The organism is Caballeronia sp. NK8 (genome assembly GCF_018408855.1).
GTDB lineage: Bacteria > Pseudomonadota > Gammaproteobacteria > Burkholderiales > Burkholderiaceae > Caballeronia.
The window spans coordinates 526,017-544,759 of sequence record NZ_AP024325.1 but is presented as its reverse complement, the minus strand read 5'-3'; the positions used below and the strand labels follow the sequence as shown (position 1 = coordinate 544,759).

Annotated in this window: 15 protein-coding genes; 4 read left to right on the top strand and 11 right to left on the bottom strand. The window is 63.0% G+C overall.

The features are described from left to right. Together NK8_RS27890 and NK8_RS27885 are read right to left on the bottom strand one after the other, a co-directional pair. Complete coding sequence (locus tag NK8_RS27890) at positions 1–1,158, bottom strand: mandelate racemase/muconate lactonizing enzyme family protein (RefSeq protein ID WP_213232973.1); 1,158 nt, start codon at positions 1,156–1,158, stop codon at positions 1–3. Positions 1,159–1,194: 36 nt separating this feature from the next. Next, positions 1,195–2,502, bottom strand: a complete 1,308-nt coding sequence (locus NK8_RS27885) for an MFS transporter (RefSeq protein WP_225936517.1) — start codon at positions 2,500–2,502, stop codon at positions 1,195–1,197. A gap of 231 nt (positions 2,503–2,733) precedes the next feature. Between NK8_RS27885 and NK8_RS27880 the strand changes: the two genes are divergently transcribed. Continuing rightward, positions 2,734–3,765: a LacI family DNA-binding transcriptional regulator gene (locus tag NK8_RS27880; RefSeq protein ID WP_213232971.1), complete on the top strand. Its 1,032-nt coding sequence runs from the start codon at positions 2,734–2,736 to the stop codon at positions 3,763–3,765. Between the two features lie 2 nt (positions 3,766–3,767). Here NK8_RS27880 and NK8_RS27875 read toward each other — a convergent pair whose 3' ends face one another. The 3 genes from NK8_RS27875 to NK8_RS27865 form a co-directional block, all read right to left on the bottom strand. After that, the gene (locus tag NK8_RS27875) at positions 3,768–4,706 is read right to left on the bottom strand and encodes a Gfo/Idh/MocA family protein (RefSeq protein ID WP_213232970.1); all 939 of its coding nucleotides are present in this window, start codon (positions 4,704–4,706) and stop codon (positions 3,768–3,770) included. Positions 4,707–4,769: 63 nt separating this feature from the next. Continuing rightward, positions 4,770–5,333 (bottom strand): hypothetical protein, encoded by a 564-nt coding sequence (locus NK8_RS27870; protein WP_213232969.1) that lies wholly within the window; start codon positions 5,331–5,333, stop codon positions 4,770–4,772. Next, on the bottom strand, positions 5,330–5,965 hold the full coding sequence (locus tag NK8_RS27865; RefSeq protein ID WP_213232968.1) for a hypothetical protein: 636 nt from the start codon (positions 5,963–5,965) through the stop codon (positions 5,330–5,332). The genes NK8_RS27870 and NK8_RS27865 overlap by 4 nt, the downstream gene beginning before the upstream one ends. Positions 5,966–5,988: 23 nt before the next feature. Between NK8_RS27865 and NK8_RS27860 the strand changes: the two genes are divergently transcribed. Continuing rightward, complete coding sequence (locus tag NK8_RS27860; RefSeq protein WP_213232967.1) at positions 5,989–6,363, top strand: hypothetical protein; 375 nt, start codon at positions 5,989–5,991, stop codon at positions 6,361–6,363. Here NK8_RS27860 and NK8_RS27855 read toward each other — a convergent pair. Beyond that, on the bottom strand, positions 6,327–9,860 hold the full coding sequence (locus NK8_RS27855; protein ID WP_213232965.1) for an indolepyruvate ferredoxin oxidoreductase family protein: 3,534 nt from the start codon (positions 9,858–9,860) through the stop codon (positions 6,327–6,329). The genes NK8_RS27860 and NK8_RS27855 overlap by 37 nt on opposite strands. A gap of 104 nt (positions 9,861–9,964) precedes the next feature. Here NK8_RS27855 and NK8_RS27850 point away from each other — a divergent pair, with 104 nt between their 5' ends. Beyond that, positions 9,965–10,870, top strand: a complete 906-nt coding sequence (locus NK8_RS27850) for a LysR family transcriptional regulator (protein ID WP_162069897.1) — start codon at positions 9,965–9,967, stop codon at positions 10,868–10,870. 18 nt (positions 10,871–10,888) lie between these two features. Here NK8_RS27850 and NK8_RS27845 read toward each other — a convergent pair whose 3' ends face one another. The 5 genes from NK8_RS27845 to ampC all read right to left on the bottom strand — a co-directional run bounded on the left by NK8_RS27845 (position 10,889) and on the right by ampC (position 17,753). Then, complete coding sequence (locus NK8_RS27845) at positions 10,889–12,331, bottom strand: MFS transporter (protein ID WP_162069898.1); 1,443 nt, start codon at positions 12,329–12,331, stop codon at positions 10,889–10,891. 53 nt (positions 12,332–12,384) lie between these two features. Further along, entirely contained in the window at positions 12,385–14,346 is a 1,962-nt protein-coding gene (locus NK8_RS27840; RefSeq protein WP_213232963.1) for an aconitase family protein, read from the bottom strand. Between the two features lie 93 nt (positions 14,347–14,439). Beyond that, positions 14,440–15,333, bottom strand: a complete 894-nt coding sequence (locus tag NK8_RS27835; protein WP_213232961.1) for a LysR family transcriptional regulator — start codon at positions 15,331–15,333, stop codon at positions 14,440–14,442. Positions 15,334–15,397: 64 nt separating this feature from the next. Then, a complete protein-coding gene (locus tag NK8_RS27830; protein WP_061179878.1) occupies positions 15,398–16,366 on the bottom strand; it encodes a ferritin-like domain-containing protein in 969 nt (322 codons plus the stop codon). A gap of 223 nt (positions 16,367–16,589) precedes the next feature. Continuing rightward, a complete protein-coding gene (ampC, locus tag NK8_RS27825; RefSeq protein ID WP_213232959.1) occupies positions 16,590–17,753 on the bottom strand; it encodes a class C beta-lactamase in 1,164 nt (387 codons plus the stop codon). A 108-nt stretch (positions 17,754–17,861) separates the two neighbouring features. Here ampC and NK8_RS27820 point away from each other — a divergent pair, with 108 nt between their 5' ends. After that, positions 17,862–18,743 (top strand): LysR family transcriptional regulator, encoded by an 882-nt coding sequence (locus tag NK8_RS27820; protein WP_301549906.1) that lies wholly within the window; start codon positions 17,862–17,864, stop codon positions 18,741–18,743.

Here is an 18,743-nt window from a genome sequence, read left to right as displayed (position 1 = left end):
TCAGCCACGCGCGCCGATCTCCGCTTCCTGCGCGGTCCATCCCACGACCCGATCGCTCAGCGTCAATCCGAGGCCCGGCCGCGTCGGCACGATCATGCGGCCGTCGCGCGTTTCGAGCCGCTCGTTGAACAAAGGTTCGAGCCATTCGAAATGCTCGACCCACGGCTCGCGCGGATAGCATGCCGCGAGATGCACGTGCAGTTCCATCGCGAAGTGCGGCGCGAGCATCAGACCCGCATGATCCGCGAGCGCGGCCACCTTCAGGAACGGCGTGATGCCGCCGACACGCGGCGCATCCGGCATGAGGTAATCCGCGCCGCGTTGGCGGATGAAGTCCCAATGCTCGGACACGCTCGTCAGCATCTCGCCGGTCGCGATCGGCGTATCGAATTGCGCGGCGAGCGCGGCGTGGCCTTCGGCGTCGTAGCAATCCAGCGGCTCTTCGATCCAGATCAGATTGAACTGCTCGAACGTGCGGCACATGCGCTGCGCGGTCGGACGGTCCCACTGCTGGTTTGCATCGACCATCAACGGGAAGCTGTCGCCAAGATGCTTGCGCACGGTCGCGACGCGATGAATGTCGAGCGCGCAATCCGGCTGGCCGACTTTCAGCTTGATCCCGCCGATGCCCTTCTCGCGCGACGCGTCCGTGTTCACGAGCAATTGATCGAGCGGCGTATGCAGAAAGCCGCCAGACGTGTTGTAGCAGCGCACGGAATCGCGATGCGCGCCGAGCAGCTTCGCGAGCGACAGATTCGCGCGCTTCGCCTTCAGATCCCACAACGCGACATCGAATGCGCCGATTGCCTGCGCGGCCATGCCACTGCGTCCCACCGATGCGCCCGCCCACGCCAGTTTGTCCCACAGGCGCGCGATATCGCTCGGATCTTCACCGATCAGCACCGGCGCGATTTCCTTCGCATGCGCGAACTGGCCGGGGCCGCCCGCGCGCTTCGAGTAGCTGAAGCCGAGACCGCGATGACCGTCGGCCGTTTCGATCTCGACGAACAGCATCGCGATCTCCGTCATCGGCTTCTGACGGCCCGTCAGCACCTTGGCGTCGCTGATCGGATTGGCGAGCGGAAGAAAGGTCGACGCGATGCGAATCCACTTGATCTGATCGTGCGATGTTCCGTTGATGAGCGAGGTCGTGTTCATGAAGCGTGTCCTTTGATGAAGTGAGTGCGTGCGCGTTCAGTTGCCGTGGCGCGGTTCGAGTGTTGCGGGCGCGCTGCGCTCGCCGGATGCGCCGTCGCGCTCGTCCGGGTCGAGCCGCTGCAGCTTGCCGACGATCACGAGATAAGCGAACGCGCCGATCAGCGAGAGCGTCGCGATATAGGTCAACGCGACTTCGAACGAGCCGGTCTCTTTGATCATCCAGCCGATCGCGAGCGGCGTGACGATGCTCGCCAGATTGCCGCAGAAGTTGAAGATGCCGCCGCTGATGCCCATGGCGTGCTTCGGCGATACATCGCCGACGATGCACCAGCCGAGATTGCCCACGCCCTTCGCGAAGAACGCGATCGACATCACGAGAATCACGACGGAGGTCGACTGCACATAGTTCGCGACGACGATCGAACTCGACAGCACGAGGCCGAAGATGATCGGCGTCTTGCGTGCGGCGGTGAGCGAGAAGCCGCGCTTCAACATCCAGTCCGACCACACGCCGCCGATCAATCCGCCGACGCAACCGGCAATCGCCGGCAACGCCGCGACCATACCGACCTTGAGAATCGACATGCCCTTCGCTTCGATCAGATAGGTGGGGAACCACGTGAGAAAGAACCAGGTGATCGACGTGAGACAGAACTGGCCGATGTAGATGCCGATCATCATGCGGTTCGCCGCAATCGCGCTGACCTGTTTCCACCTGAACGGCTGCGGGCTGTCGCCCATCTTCGGCAGGCCGCCGCCCGCCGCGATGTAATCGAGCTCGGCCGCATTCACGCGATGATCGCGCTGCGGTTCGCGCACCGCCTTGAGCCACCACAAGCCGATCAGAATGCCGACCGCGCCCGTCGTATAGAACACGTAATGCCAGCCCCACGCGCTGACGGTGTAGGTCATGATCGGCGTGAAGACGGCGAGCGCGAAGTACTGCGCAAGCTGAAAGACGGACGTAGCGAGACCGCGCTCGGCGCTCGGAAACCACATCACCGTGAGGCGGCTGTTGCACGGAAACGCGGGCGATTCCGCGATGCCCATCAGGAACCGCATCACGAACAGCGCGACGAACGCCGACGCGAACAGATGCACGTAGCCCTGCATGAACGTGAGCGCGGACCACACGATGAGACTCACGCCCAGCACCATGCGCGCACCGAAGCGATCGAGGATCAGTCCGCCCGGAATCTGCATGCCCGTGTACGCCCAGCCGAACGCTGAGAACGCGATGCCCATCGTCAGCGCATCGAAGCCGAGTTCGTGACGCATGCTCGGAGCGGCGATCGACAAGGTCGCGCGATCGACATAGTTGAACACGGTGACGATGAAGATCATCGCGAGGATGAGCCAACGCACGTTGGTGCGCTTCGTGGTGGGCAGTGCGGTTTCCAAGGCGTCTCCTGAGTCTGGCGGCATCGATATATGCACTGGATGATACAATGATTGCGCAATCATTCAAGCGATAATGGTTGCGCAATCATCATGGTTTACACTGACGCCGCCGCGCGCCTTGTTGCGCGTGGTCTAATTCGATGATTGAACGAGAGCGCGCACGGGACGATTGAGATGGTGAAGAAACTCGAACGAAAAAATGCCGTATCGGGCCCGGGCGAAAGCGTCACGCTGATCGATGTCGCGCGCGTGGCCGGCGTCGCGCCGATGACCGTCTCGCGTGCGCTCAACCGGCCCGAACTCGTGCGCAGCGACACGCAACGCAAGGTGCTCGAAGCGGTGCGCAAGACCGGCTATGTGCCGAACATGCTGGCTGGCGGACTTGCGAGCAGCAAGAGCCGCCTCGTCGCGATCCTGCTGCCGACGATAGCGAACTCGATATTTTCCGACACTGTTCAGGCGCTGATGGACGGCCTGACGTCATCGAACTATCAGACCTTGCTCGGCCTGACCGCGTATTCGCCCGAACGCGAGGAAGCGCTCGTCGAGGCCATTCTCGGCCGCCGTCCCGATGGCATCGTGCTCGCCGGAACGAGTCACAGCAAGGCGACGATCGAGCGGCTCACGAAGGCGCGCATTCCGGTCGTCGAGATATGGGATCTGACGGACAAGCCGATCGACATGATGATCGGCTTCTCGCATGAGGCGGTGGGCAAGCAGGTCGCGCAACACTTGCTGGCGAAGGGTTATCGCAGGTTCGGCATCGTGTCCGTCGACGATCCGCGCGGCTTGCGGCGTTGCGAAAGCCTCAGGCGCGAGCTGACGAAGCATCGGGTCGCGAAGCCCGCGTTCGAAGTGCTGCCCGCGCCCGCGACCTTGCAGGCGGGGCGCGAAGGACTGAGCCGCATGCTGGCATCGGGTGCGCCTGAAATCGTCGTGTGCAGTTCGGATACGCTCGCGCAAGGCGTGCTCGCCGAAGCCGCGAGCCGCCGCATGGATGTGCCGCGCGATATCGCCGTGATGGGTTTCGGCGATCTCAGCACGGCGGCGCATGTCTATCCGGCGCTGTCGACGGTGCGTATCGATGGCGCGACCATCGGCATGAAGGCGGCTGAGGCGCTGCTGCAACGCTTCAATGCCGATGCGCCGCCCGCCGATGTGCGTATCGATACCGGCTTCACCATCATCGAGCGGCAGAGCACCTGAGATCAGCGCCCGAATGCTTCCGTTTCGATGCGCCGTCCGGTGAGAAACGCGTCGGCGACGAGACGCAGCGGACGCACATCGACATCGCTCGCCTTCGTTTCGATGAGCGCGTGAAATTGCTCGTATAACGCGGGATATTCGCGCTCGCGCCCGAGATCGATCTCCTTGCCCGCGATGGAAAGCCGCTTGCCGCCTTCGCGCATCGACAGGCGGCCCGCGTCGGTATCGATATCGATATCCCACTCTTCGACGGGACCGTGACGCCAGTCGAACACTGCGCGTACCGGCGCGCCGTTGGTCGCGATGCAATCGAGTTCGGCTGCGATCGGCGTGGACGTATCGCTCGGCACCGTGAGCGTGGCCGCGCGCAACGCGACTTCGTGCGGCAGGATGCGCGTGACGATCGAGAGCGCGTTGATGCCCGGATCGAACACGCCGAGGCCGCCCGGCTCCCAGATCCATTGCTGTCCCGGATGCCAGCGGCGCACGTCTTCCTTCCAGCGCACTTCGACGGAACGAATCGCGCCCGCCTCTTTCGACGCGAGCCATGCGCGCGCCGGTTCGACAGCGCTCGCCGCGCGCGAATGCCACGACGCGAACAGCGTGCAGCCGCGCGCCCGCGCGATGTCATGCAGGGCTTCGACCTCGCTCACGCTCGCGCCGGGCGGTTTCTCCAGCATGACGTGCTTGCCCGCTTCGAGCGCGGCGAGCGCCTGCGTGTATCGCACTTGAGGCGGAGCGCACAGCGACACCGCATCGAGCGAGGGCTCGGCGGCGAGCAGCGCGTCGATATCCGGATAGTTGCGCACGCCTTCGACGCTGGCGTTGCGGCTCGCGCACGCGACGAGTTCGAACCCCGGCTGCGCGGCGATCGCGGGCAGGTGCTGATCCCGCGCGATCTTGCCGATCCCGACGACGGCGAGCTTATGAACGCCTTTCATGCGCTGTCTCCGTTTTTCGTGTGTGGAACGACATCATACGGGGTGGGTCAGCAATCTGGGCCGTCAGGCGCGGAATAGTCTCGTCCACCGGCGTTTTGGTTCCAGCTTCTCTGCTTCAACGAACAGACCATCGATCCGAAGTTGCGCCAGACGGTTATCGGGCCCTACCCCCAGTGCTACTTGCTGAGCTACCCCATGCCAGCGCAATGCATCGCCCCACGACAGATAAAGCGTGCCGCGTCGAGGTTCGTAGAGAACGTCCGGATCACGCATCGCTTCGCTGTGTCCGTTGTCATCGAATATCGCGTCGATATGCGGCGTTCCAGGAATCGCATCGAAAAAAGGTGAAGTGGCTTTCGCCCACTCTGTGGGATTGGTATAGAAATCGAATTCGGTGATCCGCTTTTCCGAATCAAGCAGCATCGATAGCGTTCCGGCTGTAATCACATAGGTCGCAGGAACGATAGCGAAGCGCTGTTCGAGTGCCTCGCTCAGGTTGCCCGTCGTTTTGTACGAAGCCGACGGCAGATAGTCGATCTCGCAATGTACGGTAAAGCCCTCGCTGTCCCATTGCACTCGAGCATGGGATTCGACATGCGCCGTAGTGTGGATCGTGGGCGGCGTCATTTGATGTGCTTATAAGCGAAGTGAAGAACTGTGTAATCGCGCTCTCGAACGACCACGTCGAGAACGTATCGCGTGCCATTGCGGACCATCGGACAAGTATATTGAAAAATGCCGGAATGGCCCTTGGGGTCGGAAAAGCGTTTGCCATGCCTGATTGCCAGCCTTAGGATGTGAACCGGCACGTAGCGCCCTGCTTCTGACATATGTGCGAGGGGCGTCGCGGCAAAACGCAACGGCTGTTGCAAGAGTGCGTAGTACCGGGTTCGCAAGCCAAACAAGGTAGCTTGACCAAGCGCCACACCTACGCCTCTCGCTCCCCACTCAGTGAAGCCTCGAAGCCCGGCTCTCCATAATCCGCCTACGATGAACAACGCATCGAACGGATCGAACAGCGGAGACTCCAATGGCTTCTCGCTTATCTGGATGCTTCCGTCCAGCGCATAGATGTGGGATACGCCGGCGAACTCCTCACGATAGCCGATAACGGTATCTAGATCCGTGTCATAGATGGGCAGCGCATCGATCGATACAGCTGGCGGGCGAATTTCGAATAGACCGGCAGATCGTGGCCTCTTCGCATTGTCCCAGGCCAATGAAGGCTCATCTACCGCATACGACAAGGCTGGGTACATATTCTGGCTCCGAGATTCATAAGTTGCCAGAATACTTCGCGTTACGAATCAATGTTGTCACAGAACGTCAAGAAAGCCAGTTCAACGGGAAGCGCAACCTGAAGCACATCATGTTGAACCGCCGTCTTGGAAGATACCGCTACCGCCCCCCAACCCAAAACCAACGATCAAGCCGCCGCGCGATCGCGATCGATTCATCGCGCGCCTCCCGTCCCATCGCAGGCAGCGGCGTCAGAAAGGCGCGCATAAAACTCGTGGATGGACGACTTCGGCAACGTGAGGCGGGCGGCCGGCTGCCCTCGCTCGCAACCGAAGTCAAGGTCGAGGCATTGCTCGCCGCCGCCCGCGATGTCTACGGCTCTCAGGCCATCGCCGCCATTTCTACCGGCGCGCGATAACTTCCGATCAGACGCTCGCGCTTCTTCTCGACCGCCGCCATGTTGCGCTCCTTCACATGACCAAAGCCGCGAATCTCGTCGGGCAGCTTCGCAAGTTGCAACGCGGCATCGAAGCGAGCTTCATCGAGCGTCGCGCAGAATTCATCGACCAGTGCGATGTAATCCGCAATCATCCGACGCTCCGTGCGGCGTTCGGCCGTCTTGCCGAACACATCGAGCGACGTGCCGCGCAGCGCCTTCATCTTCGCGAGCACACGGAACGCGGGCAGCATCCACGCGCCGAAGCGCTGCTTCACGAGATGACCGTGCTCGTCGCGCTTTGCGAACATCGGCGGCGCGAGATGGAACATCAGCTTGTAATCGCGGCCCGGCTCGCCTTCGAACTGCTCGCGCAGCTTGCCGAGATACGCGGGATCGGCATAAAGACGCGCGACTTCGTACTCGTCCTTATAGGCCATGAGCTTCGCGAGATTCACCGCGACCGCGCGCGTGAGCGGCAGCTTCGCATTCAGCGGCTTTTCCTTTTCGCGGATGCGCTCGACCACGCTGCGATACGTCCGCGCATAAGCCGCGTTTTGATACGCCGTCAGCAACGCTTCACGCGTCGCAATCACGTTCTCCAGCGACTCGGGCATCTTCATCACGATCGCGTGTTGCGCGGGCTTGATGAGTTCGCCCACGCCGTGTTGCGCGACGAAGCGTCCCCAGTCGAACGCGAGGAGGTTCTTTTCGATCGCCACGCCGTTCAGTTCGATCGCGCGCTTCAGGCTCGAAAGCTCCAGCGGCAACCAGCCCTTCTGCCACGCGAAGCCGAGCAACAGCGGATTCGAATAAATCGTGTCGCCGAGCAACTTCAGCGCGAGCGCGTTGGCATCGATGAATTCGCAGCCCGCGCCGATGCTGTCCGTCAACGCCTGCTCCGTCTGCGTCGCGGGAAAGGTCCATTGTGCATTGGTGACGAATTCGGCCGTCGGGGTCGCGCCGCTGTTGATAGCGGCCTGCGTGATGCCGTGCCGCGTGCGCGAGAGCACATCGTTCGACGCCGACACGATCGCATCGCAACCGATCACGAGGCGCGCCTCGCCCGTCGCGATGCGCGTCGCATGCAGCGCCCGCGGCTCGGGTGCGATCTGCACGTGGCTCAGCACCGCACCGCCCTTCTGCGCGAGACCGGCCATATCGAGCACGGTCACGCCCTTGCGCTCGATATGCGCCGCCATGCCGATCAAACCGCCGATCGTCACGACGCCCGTGCCACCGACACCCGTCACGAGAATGCCGTAAGGCTTCGACAACGCGGGCAAGACCGGCGACGGCAGGCTGTCGAAATCGGGCTTCGCGCCCGCGGCGGCTTTCGGCTTGCGAACCTGCGCGCCTTCAGCCGTCACGAAACTCGGGCAAAACCCGTTCACGCACGAAAAGTCCTTGTTGCACGACGACTGATTGATCTTGCGCTTGGTGCCGAGCGGCGTGTTCAGCGGCTCGACCGACAGGCAGTTCGATTGCACCGAGCAATCGCCGCAACCTTCGCACACGGCGTCGTTGATGAACGCGCGGCGTGCCGGATCGGGATACGTGCCGCGTTTGCGGCGGCGGCGCTTCTCCGTCGCGCACGTCTGATCGTAGATGAGAATGGTCGTGCCCTGCGTATCGCGCAGTTCGCGTTGAACGCGATCCAGCTCATCGCGATGATGCACGTTGACGCCTTCCGGCAATGCGATCTTCGCATCGTATTTCTGCGGCTCGTCCGTCACGATGACGATGCGCTTCGCCCCTTCCGCATGCACCTGATGCGCGATTTGCGGCACGGTCAGCACGCCGTCGACGGGCTGGCCGCCGGTCATCGCCACGGCGTCGTTATAAAGAATTTTGTACGTGATGTTCGCGTTCGCCGCGATCGCCGCGCGCACCGCGAGCAAACCCGAATGGAAATATGTGCCATCGCCGAGATTGACGAATACGTGCTTGTCGCCCGAGAAATGCATCTGGCCGATCCACGCAACGCCTTCGCCGCCCATCTGGCTGAAGGTCTCGGTCTTGCGGTCCATCCACATCGACATGTAATGGCAGCCGATGCCCGCGAGCGCGCGCGAACCTTCGGGCACGCGCGTCGACGTATTGTGCGGACAGCCCGAGCAGAACCACGGCTTGCGCTCGACATCCACGCGCGGCTTGATCGCCTCGCGCTCTTTCGCTTCGATGGTTTCGACGCGCGCAAGCATGCGGGCGCGCACATCGTCGGGAAGATCCGCACGCGAAAGACGCCGCGCGATGGCCTTCGCGATCAGCGCCGGCGATAGCTCGTAATGCGCGGGCAGTAGCCAGTCGCCACGCGGCACGGACCATTCGCCGCCTTCGTTGTCGCGTTCGTCGAACTTGCCGTAGATGCGTGGTCGTACGTCCTCGCGCCAGTTATATAGCTCTTCCTTCAACGCGTATTCGAGAATCTGCCGCTTTTCCTCGACCACGAGAATCTCTTCGAGACCCGTCGCGAAGGCGCGCGCGTCCTGTGCGTCGAGCGGCCACACGCAGCCCACTTTCAGCACGCGCAAGCCGATCTGCGCGCAGGTTGCATCGTCGAGCCCGAGATCGACGAGCGCCTGACGCACGTCGAGATAGGCCTTGCCCGCCGTGATGATGCCAAAGCGCGGCTTGTCCGAATCGATCACGACGCGATTGAGCTTGTTGGCGCGCACATAGGCCAGGGCCGCGTACCACTTTTCGTCGAGCAGACGCGCTTCCTGCGCGAGCGGCGAGTCGGGCCAGCGGATATTGAGGCCGCCCTCGGGCACCGCGTAATCGGTCGGCGTGACGATCTCCACGCGGTCCGGATCGAGATCGATCGACGCGGTGGATTCGACCACGTCGGTCACGCATTTCATCGCGACCCACAGACCCGAATAACGGCTCATCGCCCAGCCATGCAGGCCGTAGTCGAGATACTCCTGAACATTCGACGGATACAGCACCGGAATGCCCGCCGCGATGAACGCATGATCCGACTGATGCGCGACCGACGACGATTTGGCCGCGTGATCGTCGCCCGCTAGCACGAGCACGCCGCCGTGCTTGTCGGTGCCGGCCGAATTCGCGTGCTTGAAGACGTCGCCGGTGCGGTCCACGCCCGGACCCTTGCCGTACCACATGCCGAATACGCCATCGCGCGTCGCGCCGGGCCATAGATTGACCTGCTGCGTGCCCCAGATCGAGGTCGCGGCGAGATCCTCGTTGACCCCCGGCTGAAAGACGATGTCGTTGTCCTTCAGACGCTGCTTGGCTTTCCACAGCGACTGATCGAGCGCGCCGAGCGGCGAGCCGCGATAGCCCGAGATGAACCCGGCCGTGTTCAGCCCCGCCCTCCGATCGCGCGCCTTTTGCAGCATCGGCAGACGCACGAGCGCCTGCGTGCCGCTGATATAGACGCGGCCTTTCTCCAGCGTGTATTTGTCGTCCAGCGAAACGTCGGCGGCTAGGGCGGCGCGATCGGGTGCATTCATGGGGGCGTGTCTCCAGATTCGGGAATGGTCTTTTTTGGCGAGTATAGAAAGCCGATTTGCCATCGTAAAATCACGAATAAACAACTCTGGTATTCGAAAATCAGATGGCCTTCGATCTCACGCTCCGACAATTGCGCTATTTCGTGGCCGCCGCGCAAACCGGCCAGTTCTCGATGGCGGCGGCCAACGAGCATGTGTCGCAATCGGCGATTACGAACGCAGTTCTGGCCCTCGAAAGCGCGCTCGATACGAAGCTGTTCGAGCGCCTGCCGCAAGGTGTCGCACTGACGCCCGATGGCCAGGATTTCCATAACCATGCGCGCCGCGTTCTCGACGCCGCCCGCGACGCGCTGCACAAGACGCCGTTTCGCGCGCACGACATGCGCGGGGTCGCGCGCATCGCGGCGTCCTATACGGTGCTCGGGTATTTTTTGCCGGAATTGCTGGCGCGCTTTCGTGCGACGTATCCGTACATCGATTTCGATCTGCGCGACATGGAGCGGCCGCAGATCGAAGACGCGGTCGCGAATGGCGATGTCGATATCGGCGTGGTGCTGCTATCGAATCTGCAGCGGCCGAACCGCTTCGACAGTCAGGTGCTGATGCGCTCGCGCCGGCAGTTGTGGGTCGCGCCGTCGCATCCGCTCGCGCGGCAGCAGGCGGTGTCGTTGAAGGATATCGCCGCGCATCCTTATATCCTCATTACCGTCGATGAAGGCGAGCAATCGACGATGCGTTATTGGCACAAGAAGCGTATCGAGCCGAATATCGCGTTTCGAACGAGTTCGATGGAAGCGCTGCGTGGGCTCGTGGCGCACGGCTTTGGTGTCACGGTGCTGTCGGATATGGTGTTTCGGCCGTGGTCGCTAGAAGGCAAGCGCATCGAGGCGCGGCCCGTGAACGATGCCATTCCTCATATGGAAGCCGGCATGATCTGGCGCAAGGGCGCGACGTTGAGCACGCCGTCGACCGCCGTGCAGCAGTTTCTGATTCACGCGTGCGGGGGTTAGCACGCGTGAATCACGCGCTCAGTGAGAAATGCTTTCGAGCGACTTGCCGAGCGTGCGCGGTCCCATCAAACCGATGGACAGCATCACGAGCAACATCGCGCCCGCGATGAACCCGAATACACCCGTCACGCCCGCCTCTTTCAGCACGAATGCAATCACGAACGAACTGAACACCGCCGACAGCCGGCTCCACGAATACACGAAACCGACAGCACGCGCGCGGATCATCGTCGGATAAAGCTCCTGCTGATACGTGTGATACGTGAACGAAATGATGTTGCCCGCAAGCGTAAGCATCACACCAAGCGCGACGATCATCACCGCCGCCGAAGCCTGGCTGAACAACAAGCCCGCAACGATATTCACGCCCGCCATGAACACGATCACATGCTTGCGTTCGAAACGATCCGCGATCCAGTAGCCAAGCAACGGACCGAGCGGCGCGGCGAGCCCGATCACGGTCGTATAAAGCAGGCTCGAAGTCACCGTCACGCCCTGCCTGACGAGCAGCGTCGGCACCCAGTTTGCGAAACCGTAGAATCCCACCGTCTGAAAGATATGGAAGATGATGAGCATCACCGTGCGCGTGCGATACGGCGGCTTCCACATGTCGGCGAAACCGGCCTTTCTGGCAATCGGGTCGGACGGTCCCGGCGCGGGCAGCGGTCTGCCATACTGCAACGCGACCTTGTCTTCGAGGCGGCGCAGGACTTCATCGGCTTCCTCGACACGGCCCTTGCTCGCAAGCCAGCGCGGGCTTTCGGGAAGATTGCGCCGGAAATACCAGACGAAGAGCGCGCTCACGCCGCCCGCCATCGCGACCCAGCGCCAGCCGTCGAAGCCGAACGGCGCGCGCGGCACCAGCAGATACGAGAGAAACGCGACCACGGGCACGGCGGAAAAGCCGATTGCCTGGCACACGGCGAAGGCTCTGCCGCGCAGATGCTTGGGCGCGAGCTCCGACATATACGTACCGATGGTCACCAGCTCCACGCCGATGCCCAAACCCGAAACGAAACGCCAGAAGTTGAGCCAGAGCGCCGTGTCCTGAAACGCCATCACGGTATTGGCCGCGACGTACCACAGCAGCGAATACGTGAAGATCGCGCGACGTCCATAGCGGTCGGCGAGAAAGCCGCACGCGATCGTGCCGATGAACAGCCCGCAAAACAATGCGGCGATGAAGCTCGCGACGCCCGTCGTGCCGAACAGGCCCGCGGTCGTTGCGGTGAGAATGCCGCTCTTCACGAGGCCCGGCGCGATGTAACCCGTGAAGAGCAGATCGTAGAGTTCGAAGAAGAAGCCGAGACTCAGCAGAAAGACGAGCTTCCACACCGCGCGCGTCGCGGGAAGCCGGTCGAGGCGCGCCGAAATGCCCGCGGTGTCCGCGAGCGCGGGCGCATCCGTTAGCGCGACGCCGGGGGCGTCGTGCAGACGCGAAGTGCCCTGCATGATGGCCATTGCTGTCTCCTGTAAGTATCTTTGATGCCGCATCGATGGCGGCTCGATCGTGCTTACTTCGTGAACCGGTGCTGCAATTCCGCGAACGAAGCGATGCTGCCGGCGAGCGCGCTCGCCGCGACGGTCGGCGGGCTTGCGAGCCACACTTTGCCCGGACCCGAGCGGCCCGGAAAATTTCGATTGATCGCGCTGATCGTGACTTGCTGCGCGTCGGTCGATGAACCCGGCCCGCAATTCGCGCACGCGCCGCACGATGGCTGAAGCAGAATCGCGCCGACGCGCTCGAACGCATCGACATAGCCTTTCTCGATGCAATAGTCGCGCACGTCCTGCGTGCCGAATTGCAGATAGAGCTTCACGTGATCCGGCACGCGCAGGCCGCGCGCGGCAGCCCAAGAAAGCACATCGTGATAGTGATCGAAGTCCTCGCGCTTGCCCGCCGTGCATGAACCGCCGTAGGCGATATCGATGCGCGGCCTTTGACCGAGCGCGGCAAGCGCGACGCCGTTGCCGGGATCGCCGGGCGCGGCGAGCATCGGCGAGAGACGCGCGCAATCGATTTCGATCACATCGGCATAGCGCGCGCCTGCGTCGCTGCGCATCCACGGCTCGATCGTGAAGTCGATGCCGCGCCGCTCCTTCAGGAAGCGCACGGTTTCATCGTCGGGCGCGACGATGCCGGTGAAGCCACCGAGTTCGGCGGTCATGTTGGTGAGCGTCGTGCGCTCGTCGGTCGACAGGCTCGCGATGGCCGTGCCCGCGAATTCGAACACCTTGCCGACGCCCGCGCCCGCGCGGATGCGCGAATCCGCGAGCAAGTGCAGCACGATGTCCTTCGCCGTCACGCCTTCGGGAATCGGGCCGGTCAGATCGATACGCAACGATTGCGGCACGGTCATCCGCACCGCGCCCGTGACGAACGCGTTCGCCATGTCCGTCGTGCCGACGCCGAACGCGACGCACCCGAGCGCGCCGCTATGCGGCGTATGCGAATCCGTACCGACGACGACCTGCCCCGGCAATGCGTAGCGCTCGGCCATCATCGCGTGCGAAATGCCTTCCGAGCCTTCGTCGATATCGCTTTTCGTTTCGCTCAGATAGCCGTGATTGCGCACGTCGTAGTCATGCGCGAAGGCGCGATGGGCTTCCGACAATTCACGCACGTTCGGCAGCAAGCCATTCCTGATATGCAGTTCGCTGCGATGCGAATACGAAAGATGATCCTCGAACGCAAGCATGCTGCGCGGTTCGCGCAGCGTCAGCGGACGCCCGAACGCCGCATGCAACATGTGCGCCGCCATGCCGGTGTAGTACTCGTGGATGAAGCGCCAGTCCGCGCGCACGAAGATGCCGTTGCCCGGTTCGAGCGAGGCGTTCGTGGCATCGGTGATCAACGCATGGCGCGCGAGAATCTTTTCGACCAGCGTGCGCGGCATGTCATCGCGCGATGTCGCGCCAGCGCCGACGCGTTGCATATGCAGCTTTCCATAGCGCAACAGCCCGCCGCTCTTCAGGATCGCGGCGGCGAGCGGATCGCGACCGGCTACGAGCTCGTCGATATCGATTGCCTCGCCGCGCCGGATTCGCTCGATCAGGCCGAAATCCGTCGACGTGAAAAGCCCGAGGTTGTCCGCGTTCTGCCGATAGATCCGCTCGAAGCTGCGCGCGATCACGAGGCGAATGCCCGCGTGATATTCCGCGAGCGGGCTATGCTCGCGCGACGATCCCTTGCCATATCGATTGCCCGCGACCGTCACCTGAAAGCGGCCGGCGCGCACCGCATCGATGCCCACCGGATTGCGCCCGCCCGCATGAAAGCCCACATACGGACACTGGCCGAGACGTTCGTCGAAACGCGTGAGCACGCTGATGGGCGTGATTTCGTCGGTGGAAACATCGTCGCGCAGCGCGCCTGCTTCATCGGGCGTCAGGTCCTCGCCCGCGAGCTGACGCTCGACGTTTGCCGGGTCCGCGCACAGAAACAGGACTCGTCCGCTCACATCCAGATTGGTCATCGCATTCTCCTTCGATGCCAATCTAGAAGAACACGCGCGCATACACGAAGTGTTCGTTCGTCACAGGGGGCATCGCGAGATGCGATGTCCGTATTAACCCTTGCCGTCGATGAGGATATCGATCAGCGCCTGCACCGCCTTCAGGCGCGACGACTTGCGCGGCGCATGCACGCGCAGGCAACGGCCGCCGCCCCACGCCTCGCGCAACGGCACGCGCGCGAAGTTGCGCGAGCCCGCGAACGCGGACGCCGCGCTCGTCGGCACGATGCCGATGCCGAGCCCCGCCTCGACCATGCGGCACTGCGCATCGAAGCTGTTGACGGTGACCGCCACGTTGAGCGGCAGGCGCGCGGCGTCGGCGTGCTCCTTCAAGGTCTGATCGAGCGAGCCGCCCGCCTGCAACGCGACGAGCGCAAAGCGCGTGACTTCGGCGAAACTCAGCGCGTCGGCCTGCGCGAGTTCGTGCGCGTGCGGCAGGACGACCATGAGCGGATCGCTGGCGAAGTGCCACGCGTCCAGGCCCGCGGGCGTCTTCGCGCTCGCCGATATGCCGACGTCCGCGCGATCGTCGAGACAGGCGCGGATGACTTCATCGCTGATCTGCTCGGTCAGCGCGATCTCGACGAGCGGATAGCACGCCTTGAACCGCGTGAGCCGCTCCGGCAGAAAGCCGACGATCGCCGATGCGTTCGCATGCAAACGCACGACGCCCGCGATCTGACCGCTCATCGACTGGATTTCGCGCGCCATACCTTCGAGCTGGCCGTGGATGGAACGCGCGCTGGAATACGCGTGCTGGCCCGCTTCGGTCAGTTGCACGCCCGACGGCGAGCGGATCAGCAGCGCGACGCCGATCGCCGCTTCGAGATCCGCGATGCGTCTGCTCAACGCCGAAGGCGCGATATGACTGCGGCTCGCGGCGCGCGCGATCGATCCTTCCTCGACGACCGAGATGAAGAGCTCGAGACTGTAGGGATCGATACGCATTCGTGTGACGTGCAAAGGCCAATGGCGAAGTATGTCACGGGCCCTTGCGAATCACGAAGCGTCGCTATGCGCTCATGTGCAACGTGCCGTTGACGCCATTCGGGAAGAAGCCGCCCTTGGTCGTCGACGCGCTCGTCAGATACACGATATTGAGCACGTTGGCATAGTTGCGGCTGAACGCGAGGCCGTTGTCGTCGAGCGGCACGATGTTGGACGAGCCCGGCGTCGCGCCGGTGATGCCCTGATCGTCGGTGCCGACGTGATCGAGACTGCCGCGCGCTTTCGATATCGCGTTGGCGGCCGTGACGAGGCTGCCCATCTGGATACCCTTTGCATAGAGCACGGTGCGTACGAGACCCGCGTGATAAGCCTCGGCGGCGAGAATGCCCGCGGCCGCTTCGAGATAGGTCTTGTTGCTGATGAGCGGCGCCGCGCCCTTGTACGCGGTCACGCCGACGTCCTCGAAGATGAACGCGCCGAGCAGAAAGTTATTGTCGTCCTGATACGGATTGAACGCGACGCCCGCGCCCACGAGGCCCGCTGCGCGCGCGGCCATGGAGAACGCGCCGTTCGGATCGGTCCCGCCGATATCGATCGCCGGCTGCGCGACCGCCGAGCCGCCGAGGGCCGAGCGCAGGAACGTCACGTGCTCGAGTTCGTCCTTCGCGATCTCGTTCGCATAGGCCTTCACCACCGGGTCCTGAAACGGCACTTGCTGTCCGCCGGTTACCGTGCCCATCGTTCCGACGCCGCCTGTCATGCTCGCGGCCAGCCCCGCACCGGTCGTTGCGAACGAGTAGAACTGCGATTCGAGGTATTCGAGATTGAGCGCGAAGTTGAGGATCTCCGCGTCCGTGGGCGCGCTCGAATTCGCGTTCGCGTTATCGCCGGAGCCGCCGCCGCAAGCGCTGATCAATGTGCCGCCGACCAGCCCCAACCCCAGGCCTCCGGCGTTCCTGAAAAACTGACGGCGACGCTCGCGCCGCTCGACACGACGATCCAGCGTCTCAATGAGAGGTTTGGCATTCGACATGACCTTTCTCCGAAAACATTCCGAACGATATGAAAAGGCGCGGACGAAAGGCCGAAGATACGGTCCGACGATGCGCTCACGCTGGCGTCAAGCAAGCGGAGGCCGGATCGAAGGACCTGAGTGAAAGGCATGAGGGTGCGGCGTCTCCAACATGACATACGGCCCGATGAACGAGCCGGATGCATGTGCATCGATCTATTTCGATGTGCGGACGCACATTGCTTTACTGGTTCTGGACGAGCGATGTGATGATTGCGTACGCGGCCTTCACGCGCTCTTCATTGGGGATGTTCCGGTTCGCCAGCATCACGATGCCCACGCGCTCCTTCGGCACGAACGCGATATACGCGCCGAACCCATTGGTCGAGCCGGTCTTGTTGATCCACACATCGTCGCGCGGCGCTTGCGGCGGCTCGATGCGGGTGACGGGCGTGGCGTTCATGATCATCGACGCCGAGTTTCCGTCGAGCAGCGCCTGCAACGCGACCGGATACGGATACTGCTCCCAGATGAGGTCCTGCGTCATCGCACCGGCCCGGAAATAGCCCGTGTGCGTGGCGTCGACGGCGCGCTGGAACGCCGGATCGATACGCACCATGTTCATGTTGATCTGCAGGAAGCGCGTCATGTCGGCGGCGGTCGATCTCACGCCGTACGCCTCCGAGGACAGCACGCCTCCCTTCATGCGGATCGGCGCGTCATCTTTTGCGTAGCCTTGCGCATAGTCGCGCTGCTTCGAAGCGGGCACGTCGATATAACTGTGCTTCAGACCAAGCGCGGGAAAGAGACGTGTCTGCATCAGCGCATCGAAGTCCTGCCGCATGCTCTTCGCGGTGATCAGCCCGAGCGTGCCGATGCCGGGATTCGCATACGTGCGGATCGTGCCGGGCGGCTGAGCCGGACGCCACGTGCGGAAGTACTTCATCAACTGATCATTGTCGTGAACCTGGTCGGGCACTTGCAGCGGCAGCCCGCCCGGCGTATGCGTGCCGAGATTCAGCAGCGTGACCTTGCCGAACTCGCTTCCCGCGAGCGACGGCAGATGCCTGCTCACCGGATCGCTCAATGAGAGATCGCCCTCGATCTGCGCGTAGGACGCAAGCGTCGCGGTGAACGTCTTGCTGATCGAGCCGAGTTCGAAGAGCGTATCGCGCGTCACGGGTTGCTTCGTCGCTTTCGACGCCAGACCGTAGTCGAACACGTATGGCTTGCCCTGCACAACGACGCCCACCGCCATGCCCGTGATGCCGTGCAGCGCCATCAAGGGCTTGATGGTCTCATCGACGGTCGACTGGATTGCGTCCGCGTCACCGGCATACGCGGCGCGCGATATCGCGCCAAAAGAAAAAATGGCTGTCGCCAACAGACTCAGCGCACGAAACTTCATCGTCTTGATCCTTCGTTCTGGTTTGCATGATTGGAACGAAGCGAAATATCCGCTCTTTTTCGCGCTTCGACAATCGAGGATAATTTGCCGCAGGCAATAGAAAATCTTATGCGAGCCATGCGCCCTCATCTTCCCCTGAATGCGCTGCGCGCGTTCGAAGCATCCGCGCGGCACCTGAGTTTCACGCGCGCCGCGCAGGAACTGAACGTCACGCAGGCGGCCGTCAGCCAGCAAGTGCGCGCGCTCGAAGAGCGGCTCGGCACGCCGCTTTTCAAACGCCTGCCGCGCGGCCTGCACGTCACCGATGAAGGCCGCGCCCTGCTGCCCGTGCTGAGCGACGCGTTCGGCCGCATCGAAGCCGTGCTCAAGCAATTCGAAGGCGGGCATTTTCATGAGGTGCTGACCGTCGGCGTGGTCGGTACGTTCGCGGTCGGCTGGCTGATGCCACGGCTGAAAGCGTTTCGTGAGACGCATCCGTTCGTCGAATTGCGGCTGCTCACGCATAACAATCTCGTCGATCCAGCGTCGGAAGGGCTCGATTTCGCGATCCGCTTCGGCACGGGCATCTGGCCCGCTACCCAGAATGCGCTGCTGCTCGATGCGCCACTCGCAGCACTCTGCGCGCCCGAGATCGCGCGCCGCCTCGGCACGCCGGCCGATCTCGCGAACGAAGTGCTGCTGCGCTCCTATCGCGCCGACGACTGGACCGACTGGTTCGACGCCGCCGGCCTCGAAAGGTGGACGATGAACGGCCCAGTGTTCGATTCATCGCGCCTGATGGTGGAAGCCGCGGTGCAAGGCGCGGGCGTCGCACTCGCGCCGCCGCGCATGTTCGTGCGCGAATTGCAGGCGGGCCTGCTCGTGCGCCCGTTCGATATCGAAGTGAAAACCGGCAGCTACTGGCTCACGTGGCTCAAGTCGCGGCGGCTCTCGCCGGGCATGCAGCTGTTTCGCGACTGGATCGTCGCGGAGGCCGCGCAATCGCCGTGA

Excerpts from the sequence above, each read along its gene's own strand:
- NK8_RS27890 (WP_213232973.1), bottom strand. The coding sequence starts at position 1,158 with ATGAACACGACCTCGCTCATCAACGGAACATCGCACGATCAGATCAAG.
- NK8_RS27855 (WP_213232965.1), bottom strand. The coding sequence starts at position 9,860 with ATGAATGCACCCGATCGCGCCGCCCTAGCCGCCGACGTTTCGCTGGAC.
- NK8_RS27845 (WP_162069898.1), bottom strand. The coding sequence starts at position 12,331 with ATGGCCATCATGCAGGGCACTTCGCGTCTGCACGACGCCCCCGGCGTC.
- NK8_RS27870 (WP_213232969.1), bottom strand. The coding sequence starts at position 5,333 with ATGACGCCGCCCACGATCCACACTACGGCGCATGTCGAATCCCATGCT.
- NK8_RS27830 (WP_061179878.1), bottom strand. The coding sequence starts at position 16,366 with ATGTCGAATGCCAAACCTCTCATTGAGACGCTGGATCGTCGTGTCGAG.
- NK8_RS27885 (WP_225936517.1), bottom strand. The coding sequence starts at position 2,502 with ATGATCTTCATCGTCACCGTGTTCAACTATGTCGATCGCGCGACCTTG.
- NK8_RS27840 (WP_213232963.1), bottom strand. The coding sequence starts at position 14,346 with ATGACCAATCTGGATGTGAGCGGACGAGTCCTGTTTCTGTGCGCGGAC.
- NK8_RS27820 (WP_301549906.1), top strand. The coding sequence starts at position 17,862 with ATGCGAGCCATGCGCCCTCATCTTCCCCTGAATGCGCTGCGCGCGTTC.
- NK8_RS27875 (WP_213232970.1), bottom strand. The coding sequence starts at position 4,706 with ATGAAAGGCGTTCATAAGCTCGCCGTCGTCGGGATCGGCAAGATCGCG.
- NK8_RS27865 (WP_213232968.1), bottom strand. The coding sequence starts at position 5,965 with ATGTACCCAGCCTTGTCGTATGCGGTAGATGAGCCTTCATTGGCCTGG.
- NK8_RS27850 (WP_162069897.1), top strand. The coding sequence starts at position 9,965 with ATGGCCTTCGATCTCACGCTCCGACAATTGCGCTATTTCGTGGCCGCC.
- NK8_RS27835 (WP_213232961.1), bottom strand. The coding sequence starts at position 15,333 with ATGCGTATCGATCCCTACAGTCTCGAGCTCTTCATCTCGGTCGTCGAG.
- NK8_RS27880 (WP_213232971.1), top strand. The coding sequence starts at position 2,734 with ATGGTGAAGAAACTCGAACGAAAAAATGCCGTATCGGGCCCGGGCGAA.
- ampC (WP_213232959.1), bottom strand. The coding sequence starts at position 17,753 with ATGAAGTTTCGTGCGCTGAGTCTGTTGGCGACAGCCATTTTTTCTTTT.